General features: G+C 36.3%; 9 protein-coding genes. 3 read left to right on the top strand and 6 right to left on the bottom strand.

What is annotated here, in order from left to right:
* The 6 genes from MRZ08_RS03215 to MRZ08_RS03190 form a co-directional block, all read right to left on the bottom strand.
* The coding region (locus MRZ08_RS03215; protein ID WP_297379176.1) for a C39 family peptidase at positions 1 to 1,709 on the bottom strand (1,709 nt) is incomplete at its 3' end.
* 145 nt (positions 1,710 to 1,854) lie between these two features.
* Positions 1,855 to 2,541 carry a TlpA disulfide reductase family protein gene (locus MRZ08_RS03210; protein ID WP_297379174.1) on the bottom strand — a complete coding sequence of 229 codons (687 nt, stop codon included), beginning with the start codon at positions 2,539 to 2,541 and terminating at the stop codon, positions 1,855 to 1,857.
* Positions 2,531 to 3,388, bottom strand: a complete 858-nt coding sequence (locus tag MRZ08_RS03205; RefSeq protein ID WP_297379172.1) for a 4Fe-4S binding protein — start codon at positions 3,386 to 3,388, stop codon at positions 2,531 to 2,533. The genes MRZ08_RS03210 and MRZ08_RS03205 overlap by 11 nt, the downstream gene beginning before the upstream one ends.
* On the bottom strand, positions 3,381 to 3,527 hold the full coding sequence (locus MRZ08_RS03200; protein ID WP_012803560.1) for a CD1871A family CXXC motif-containing protein: 147 nt from the start codon (positions 3,525 to 3,527) through the stop codon (positions 3,381 to 3,383). Before MRZ08_RS03200 ends, MRZ08_RS03205 begins: the two co-directional genes overlap by 8 nt.
* 46 nt (positions 3,528 to 3,573) lie before the next feature.
* Positions 3,574 to 4,683: a HAMP domain-containing sensor histidine kinase gene (locus tag MRZ08_RS03195; RefSeq protein WP_297379169.1), complete on the bottom strand. Its 1,110-nt coding sequence runs from the start codon at positions 4,681 to 4,683 to the stop codon at positions 3,574 to 3,576.
* Positions 4,673 to 5,344 (bottom strand): response regulator transcription factor, encoded by a 672-nt coding sequence (locus tag MRZ08_RS03190; RefSeq protein ID WP_297379167.1) that lies wholly within the window; start codon positions 5,342 to 5,344, stop codon positions 4,673 to 4,675. The genes MRZ08_RS03195 and MRZ08_RS03190 overlap by 11 nt, the downstream gene beginning before the upstream one ends.
* A gap of 156 nt (positions 5,345 to 5,500) precedes the next feature.
* On the opposite strand from MRZ08_RS03190, the gene MRZ08_RS03185 reads away from it, so the two are divergent.
* The 3 genes from MRZ08_RS03185 to MRZ08_RS03175 all read left to right on the top strand — a co-directional run.
* Positions 5,501 to 5,827 carry a hypothetical protein gene (locus MRZ08_RS03185; protein ID WP_297379166.1) on the top strand — a complete coding sequence of 109 codons (327 nt, stop codon included), beginning with the start codon at positions 5,501 to 5,503 and terminating at the stop codon, positions 5,825 to 5,827.
* A gap of 139 nt (positions 5,828 to 5,966) precedes the next feature.
* The gene (locus tag MRZ08_RS03180) at positions 5,967 to 6,593 is read left to right on the top strand and encodes a PepSY domain-containing protein (protein ID WP_297379164.1); all 627 of its coding nucleotides are present in this window, start codon (positions 5,967 to 5,969) and stop codon (positions 6,591 to 6,593) included.
* Between the two features lie 362 nt (positions 6,594 to 6,955).
* A partial coding sequence (locus tag MRZ08_RS03175) for a PTS transporter subunit EIIC (RefSeq protein WP_297379163.1) occupies positions 6,956 to 7,219 on the top strand: 264 nt, incomplete at its 3' end.

Below are 7,219 nucleotides of genomic sequence, written 5' to 3'. Positions count from 1 at the left end.
TGTTTGTCTAGGGTATTTCTCGTTGAGTAGTATGGATCATTTATTGTAAAATATCCATCCTTGTAGGAGTCTATTACCAAGAAGTGACCGCCGTTTATGAAGTATCCTGGACCCACTCTTACTACCATAGTTCCTGTATCTAGAGCTTGGATAAAGGCTTTTTTGTTTACTGGCACATCATAAGAATTTAATCCATACATCCTTGGAGCTTCCATGAAATATTGCCATTCGGTTCCGTCGTTTTCGTAATCGTTGGCATCTATGGCTGTATTAGTTGGGTAGATGTCATTTCTATGAAGCTCTCTTGATAGGACCATGGCCATGGCAGTTGGTCCACATCCGTAGCCTGAAAATGTTCCATTTGAAAATCTTCTGTTAGCCCATCTAGGATCTCTCTGATTGAAGTATGGAGTTTTCCTGTTAAGATACTGGGAAAATCCCGGCTCAAAGAGTCCTCTTGTTCCCTTAACCGCTTGTCTAGTATCGATTTTTCCGATAAGGGTCGCACGACCATGGCTATCTAGCTTGTATCTGTTAAAATTAATTACCTTGGTAGTATTGGTCAAGGTCTCCTTAGTTAATTCATCAAATATATATGTTACTCCGCCAATTTTTTGTAGGCCTTCTGCAGGTTTTCCATCGGAGAAGTAATACCTATCTCCAACCCAACCTGTAGCAAATTTTCCTGAATGTTTGCTAGCTTCGCCGTACTTATTGAAATAATACCATTGATTGCCAAATTTCTTGTATTGCCTATTGAAAATCTTACCATTTTCGTCAAAACCGTAAGTGATTCCGTCGATTGTCTTGAGACCCTTGGTGTAAGTTCCATCTTCATTGAAATATCCAAGCTTACCCTTGGAATAGTCCCAGCCTATGTAGTGGGCTATGCCGTTTGCCTCAGAATATATCCTATCAAATCCTTTAGAGTTGATTTCATTACGGGCCATGGCTCCAGTTTCTTTATCGAAGAAATACCTGTTAGCTCCCGTATCATAAAGGCCTCTAGCGAGCTTGCCGTCATTTTGGAAGAAATAGCTCCTGCCTTCTAGGTCTACCCAACCCGGCTTAGATTTTTCTACTAGAGTGAGCTCTCCACTAGAGTTTGCGGCAAACTTTCCCCCATCAGCTATGACTTCACTTTCCTTTACTAGGCCCTTGTCCTTATCGAAGTAATAGGACTTGCCGGAAAGTTCTCTTTTACCAGAAAGCTTCTTGCCTTCTTTGTCATAAAGATAGGTCGTCTTATCCTTATTGATTAATTTATAATCTCCGCTTATCTTGATTTTCTCATCAGCTGTTTGTTTGTTTTCCTTAAAAATCTCATCTATATCTGAAGTGTCGTAATAGACTATAGGAAGACTACTTGTATCTCCTGTATTAGTCTTAGGGTCTTTCGATATCTCTTCGATTTCTTCTTCCTGCTCGTAAGATAGCGGATCTTCTTCCTTGATTTCTTTTAATATCTTACGAATTTCTCCTTCATCAATATCTTTTCTTGAAGGAGTCTCTTCAATATCCTCACTAGGATTATCTTTTTCTATATTGGCTTCATCTGTGTCTCTACCAACATTATCAATAGATTCATTATAGAGACTTTCTTGATATAAATCTTCCTCTAGCTTCTCCCCTCCATCAGAAAATGAAGGACTTAAGCTTGTAAAGCTAGATAAACATATCAACAAAGCAATTATCTTCTTATTATTCATCCTCTACTCCTTTAGTATATAACTATTATATAATAAAAGGAGATTTTTAACAACAAAGTAGTAGATAAAACAAAAGACCCCACAATTTATATGGAGAAATAAGTTACTTGTGTGAGGTCTGAGATATTATGATTTGTTTATGAAATTATTTTGCCATTTTGCTGCTTTCTATAGCTGCATCAATATTCTTTTGGAGTTTTTCTTGTTGTTCTGGAATGTTTAGGGCTCCTTCTACTGGATCTCCTATTACATTTCCATTTTTGTCAACTACGATTGTTGTTGGATATACGAAGATATTTTCTAGGAAATTCTTCATTTCTCCTTCGTAGTCTACTGCAAGATTTTTGTAGGTTGGCTTTTTATCTTTTATGATTCTTTCAAAGGCTTCTTTGGTTGAATCGTCGTAGTTTACATCTGTGCACATTGATACAAAGTCAACTCCCTCTTGCTCTTTTAGTTTCTGAGAGTATTCGTTTAGATCATCCATCTCTTCTACACAAGCAGAGCATCCTGTAAACCATAAGTTTATTACAGTCGCATCATTTTTTCCGATGTCTTCTTTGGAATATGGATTGCCATCTTGGTCTTTTGATGTGAAGTCTGGTAGCATCTTGTTTCCAGCCTTGGAAGCATCTACTGACTCAGTTTTTTCTTTATCATCCGCCTTTACTGCTTCTTCTTTCATATCTGCATCTTTATTGTCGTCTTTTTTGACTTCTTCTTGTTTTGTTTCTGCCTTGTCACTAGCCTTATCGTCCGCCTTTTGTGGGCTGTTGCCACAAGACGTAAGACCTAGGGCTAAAATTAGGGCAAATATTATTTTATTCTTCATTTTCTCTCCTTTGCCTAAATGAGGAAGATATGGCCTTTGTTGGACAATTCTTCTTGCAATCGCCGCATCTTATACATTCTAGATGGTGATCATTTTCTCTTATATCTACATCCATCTTACAAACCCTAGCACATTTGCCGCAGTCTATGCATTTGTGCTTATCTACATTCATCTGATAGAAGGAGTATTTGTTAAATAGGGAGTAGAATGCTCCAAGTGGACAAATCCATTTACAGAAGGGTCTGTAGAATACTATAGATAGGATTATAGTTATGATCAAGATGGTAAGCTTGAGGTTAAATAAGCTTCCGAGTCCCAATCTTAGGGATGGGTTTTTGATAGCAAGTGGGATCGCACCTTCTATGATTCCTTGAGGGCAAATATACTTGCAAAATATGGGAGGAACCACTTCGTACTTATCGCCTAGTACAAGTGACATGGCAAGCATTAGTCCTATTAGAATCAGATACTTAACGTAGCGCAAGGGCTTTAGTTTTTTAGTACTTAATTTTTTAGAGGGAATCTTTGCCAATAAGTCTTGGAAGAAACCAAAGGGACAAAGAAATCCACATATAAGCCTTGCAAATATTACTCCAAAAAACATCATGAATCCTATAACATAATAGGAAAACTTGTATTTCTTGGCACCCATTACAGCTTGCAGAGATCCTATGGGGCAAGATCCAGCAGCTCCCGGGCAAGAGTAACAGTTAAGTCCAGGTACGCAGGCCCTTTTCGTTGAGCCTGTATAGATATTTCCCTTAAAGAAGTTTGGGATATGGATATTTGTAAGTAGAGTCGCTATGGCTTGGACTGCCATACGATTTATATTTTTTATCTTATCCAATTCCTATACACTCCAAACATAACTTAATCGCCTTTCCTAAAACCGTATCCATCTCTCCTCTCATAGCTCCATAAAAAATGAAGACTATCGAGATTAGTAAAAGTACAATTCCAACATTTCTTCTTTTTTTGTATATCATATCCTTACCTCGATTATATATTAGCATAGGACTTGTTAAATTTATGTTAAATATTTTTAAATTTTATCAAAAATATCGTTCCCTTAGGCTTATTGTCTCTTACTTCTATCCTTGCTCCCAAAGTTTCGGCTATGTCCTTGGATAGGGAAAGACCTATACCAAAGCCTTCTTTGTTCCTCGAGTCATCTACTTGGTAGAAAAGATCGAATATCTCTTCCTTTTTCTCATCGCTAATCCCAATACCGGTATCGGCGACTCTTATTACCGTCTCATCGTCATCTTTTTTCACACTAACATCAACCGATCCGTCCTCTTCGGTATACTTGATGGCATTTTCTATTATATTAAAGATAAGTCTTTGGATTAGGACGTCATCCGAATCAATACTTATATTAGAATAGTGGTAATCCAGGCTAATATTTTTACTAGAAGCAAAATCATCTAAGTCGAATAAAATTTCATCTATCATATTATCAAGATTGACAGAGCTGATCTTTATTTTATTTCTCTTACTTAAAAGCAGGACCGAATCGATTAGCTTTTTGAGCCTCTTAAGGTTGGAATCCATTGTTTCAATAAATTCTAGGTTGTTTTCATCAGTATTCTTTTCACTAAAAACATCCACCTGGGCCTGCATTATAGCTATGGGAGTTCTTAGCTCGTGGGCGACATTTGATGAGAATTCCTTTTGCTTCTTGTAATCCTTATAAATTCTTTGAATCAAATCGTCAAACTTTTCAGAAAGTTCCTTAATCTCCGTCGGTCCATCTACTACGACGAGCTTTTCTGAAAAGCTATCTGGATTTTCTATATCTACCCTTCCTATCTTCTCCTCTAGTTTGTTTAGGGGCTCTAGGGTCTTTTTGATTATAAAGACAAAGGTCAAAGATCCAATTAGGACAACTGAAGCTACAACCAGACCCAAATACAACCTAAAGGAACTTGTGGATTGTACCTGGGCGCTATCTATAAGAAGGACTACCGACTCGTTATTTTCTGGAAAGTTTCTAGAAAAGCCCTCAAAGACTTCCTCCATTATCATAATTTGTTTCCTATTTATAAGAAAATTCGAAACTAGAACCATTAGGACAAATATAATTACAATGGAAATTATTAGCCTTGTTACTATAGAGTCATAGGATTTCTTATTTTTCATAAATCTTATAACCCTTGCCGATGACATTTTCTATATAATTTTTTCCTGTGGCCTTCTTTATCTTTTTCCTCAAGGAAGACATATGAACTCTTACCGTATTAGAGAAGTCATCTGCATTGGAATCCCAAACATGGTCCATAAGCTCCTCGACACTCACATACCTTTCCCTATTTAGGAAGAGATATTCGATAATACCAGTCTCCTTAGCTGTTAGAGTAAGGGGACTGCCCTCAAAGATAACTTCTCTTTTGACAGTATCAAAAGTTATCCCATCAATTGTGATATCTTTTTCTTCCATGATTGACTTTCTCCTAAGAAGAGAACGCATCCTCGCATCAAGCTCCTTAAGGTCAAAGGGCTTGGTCATATAATCATTAGCTCCAAAGTCAAGACCCCTTACCCTATCATCTATGTCACTTCTTGCTGTAAGCATTATAATATTTACTTCCTTGTCAAATTGTCTTATATCTCTTAGGACCTCAAATCCATCCTTCTTAGGTAAATTAATGTCTAGGATAATAATGTCATAATCTTCTATGTAGGCTAGATCTATCGCCTCTTTCCCATCCTTTGCCGTATCTGTAACATAACCCAAAAGGCTTAGGCCCTCATCAAGAAGTCTTAAAAGCTTTCTTTCGTCTTCAACTATCAGTACTTTCATCTATTCTCCTCCTATTAATTAAAAATTATATCATAAATAGATTAATTTCTAGTTAAGAATTATTAACTATTTTAAAAAATGTTTTACAAAAAAAGTTTTGGGTATATAATTAATACGTAACAATTCATTGTTAACGAAAATAAGGGAGTGATAAAAATGAAAACAAACAAATTAGCAGCAATGTTACTAGTTGCATCATTTGCACTTGCAGGTTGTGGAAACAACGCTGACAAAGAAGCTGAACCAGCTGAAACTAAAGTTGAAGAAAAAGCAACTGACGCAAAAGACTCTGTAGACGAAAAAGCTGAAGATAAAAAAGACGCTATTGATGAAAAAGCTGAAGATGCTAAAGACTCAGTAGATGAAAAAGCTGATGACAAAAAAGACTCTGTAGACGAAAAAGCTGATGACGCTAAAGACGCTGCAAAAGACGCTGCAGAAGAAGAATTAGAAACAGAAGATAACGCAGGAGAAAACAAATAGTTTTATCCTATTGAGCTGGCCTAGGCCAGCTCTTTTTTTTTAATTATAAGCTCTTATACCAATATTTTAAAACTAAACTTTACAATTATTAAGTTTGTGTTATAATATATTTAGAAAGAAGAATAATAAAGGAGATAATATGAATAAGAAGTTTTTAGCCCTTGCACTTTCTGCAGGAATGATTTTTGCAGCTTGTGGCAACAATACTGATACAAATACTAATGAAACTAACGAAAAAGCTGAGACAAAGGTAGAAGATGTAAAAGATTCTGCCAAAGATGCGAAAGATTCTGCCAAAGAAACAAAAGATGAGGTAGAAACAGCAGTAAAGACTGCAACAAGCGACATCAAAGAAGTAAAAATCGACCTTGATGGAGCAGTTAACAAATTCAAAGAAACTTTCTCTGACGAAGAAATAGCTATAGAAGGTGTTTCTCTAGAACTCGAAAATGGAGAATATGAATACGAAATCGAAGGTAGAAAAGACAACAAAGAATACAGCTTAACTCTTGATGCCAACACAGCTGATATCAAGGCTCAAAACGAAGAAGACGATGACGATAACGAAACAGCTGAGCCAATCGACTTCGCATCAATTATAAGCCCAGAAGAAGCAATGGATAAGGCCCTAACAGGTCAAGAAGATGCCAAAGTTGTTGAGTGGAGCCTATCAACAGATGATGGAAAGACAAAATACGAAATCGACGTAGAAAATGGAGACGACAAAGAAGTAGACGCCCTAACAGGAGAAGTAGTAGACGACTAATCTCAAATCTATGAAATGATTATCCGATTACAGAAAATATCTGTTATAGGATTATCTATAAAATCTAAATTCAGACGAGGAAGCTATAAGTCCAATTTATAAGCTTTCCTCGCTTTTTATATTCTAAATTTTAAGGTTAAAAGATAGATATAGCTTAGTAAATTATGATTCGAGCAAAGATTATAGAAACCAATAAAACTAAACACTTATCTAATTATTCCAAACTTCCTATAAGAAAATTTTTATAGATAAACTATATGCTATCAAGAGATTTCTCCCTAATATCTTATTATAAAATATTGAAATACGCCTTATTAGTGTGATAAAATTATAGTGTAAACGTTTTATTATAGGAGGTAGTTATGAAGGAAAAACTACAAAGATTAGGGCAATCCCTAATGCAACCAGTTGCTGTAATGCCTCTTGCAGCTCTTCTTTTGGGTATAGGTTATGCAATCGACCCAGACTTATGGGGAGGCGGATCACCAATAGCAGCTTTCTTAATATCTGCAGGTGGATCAATACTCGATAATTTAGGCATTATTTTCGCAGTCGGTATAGCATTTGGTATAGCTCACGACAACCACGGAGCAAGCGCTCTAGCAGGGCTTGTATCATTTTTAACT

It is taken from the genome of Anaerococcus sp. (genome assembly GCF_022770135.1).
In the GTDB taxonomy this organism is placed as follows: Bacteria; Bacillota; Clostridia; order Tissierellales; family Peptoniphilaceae; genus Anaerococcus.
The sequence above is the reverse complement of the archived record's forward strand: the minus strand, read 5'-3'. Positions and strand labels throughout refer to the sequence as shown.